This window comes from Eubacterium sp. An11 (genome assembly GCF_002161065.1).
Taxonomy (GTDB): domain Bacteria; phylum Bacillota; class Clostridia; order Lachnospirales; family Lachnospiraceae; genus Anaerobutyricum; species Anaerobutyricum faecale.
The window spans coordinates 1-963 of record NZ_NFLV01000087.1 but is presented as its reverse complement, the minus strand read 5'-3'; the positions used below and the strand labels follow the sequence as shown (position 1 = coordinate 963).

The window sequence follows — 963 nt, the reverse complement described above, 5'->3', positions numbered from 1 at the left end:
TTTCAGGCATACGGTGACACTTCACTACAAACATAAACAACTTATGCCGGGAAAAGCTCCTGCTTTTCCTCTTCATGTACGGGATTTCTCAAAATCCCAAAACATGATCCCCCGCCGGGGAACGCATAAAAAAGAACTATATCAGTATAGTAGCACAGGATATAGGTGCTGTCAATTTGTTTTATACTATATATGGAATGCAATAACGGTATAAATATCCTATTTTGTGGTTTTTGTTTCCTCCTCGCTGACAAACGTGATCTGTCTTGCCATAAATTCCTCACAGCTTGTCAGAGTTTTTCCATGCTTCTTCTGCTCCTCACTGGCATTTTGATTACATCGTTCTTCAAAGATACATCCCTCACAGTTGTTTGCCAGCGCCCTGCGGACCCATTTCAATTCTTCCTGCGTACCTATGATTTTCATTAAAAACACCTCATTAACATCATACCCTAAAACAGCAGTTCTATCACATTTTTTTGCAATCAGGTATATAGCAGTAAATTCCGGTTATATTCCGTAATATGAGCATTTACATAGTGAATAACTCTATTTTATTCCGTAATTTGCCGGAAGTAAATAGTTTAAAATCGAAGGAAGATGTAGGAAGAGAGGTGGATGACATGGAGAAAAAATTTATCGGTGACAGGATTACCGAACTGCGGATAAAAAAGAATGTATCCGAATATCAGATGAGCCTGGATCTCGGCAAAAACAAAAGTTACATCCAGTCCATTTCTTCCGGGCGCTCCCTGCCTACCATGGAGAACTTCCTGGAAATCTGCGAATATCTGGAAGTCACTCCCTGCCAGTTCTTCGATACAGCTCTTCACAATCTTCCTCTATACGAAAAAGCGGCTGACTTATTAAAGCAGCTCGACGATGAGGATATGATCGCTGTAATCAGTATACTACATCGGCTCGCTGCCAGACATAAATAATTTTCAGAGGCTGTCCACACGG

2 protein-coding genes are annotated in these 963 nt (G+C 40.7%); one reads left to right on the top strand and one right to left on the bottom strand.

The features are described 5' to 3' along the window. Positions 1–219: 219 nt before the first annotated feature. A complete protein-coding gene (locus tag B5E53_RS18660; protein ID WP_087162152.1) occupies positions 220–426 on the bottom strand; it encodes a hypothetical protein in 207 nt (68 codons plus the stop codon). Positions 427–623: 197 nt separating this feature from the next. Here B5E53_RS18660 and B5E53_RS18655 point away from each other — a divergent pair, with 197 nt between their 5' ends. Next, a complete protein-coding gene (locus B5E53_RS18655; protein ID WP_015573094.1) occupies positions 624–941 on the top strand; it encodes a helix-turn-helix transcriptional regulator in 318 nt (105 codons plus the stop codon). Positions 942–963 lie beyond the last annotated feature (22 nt).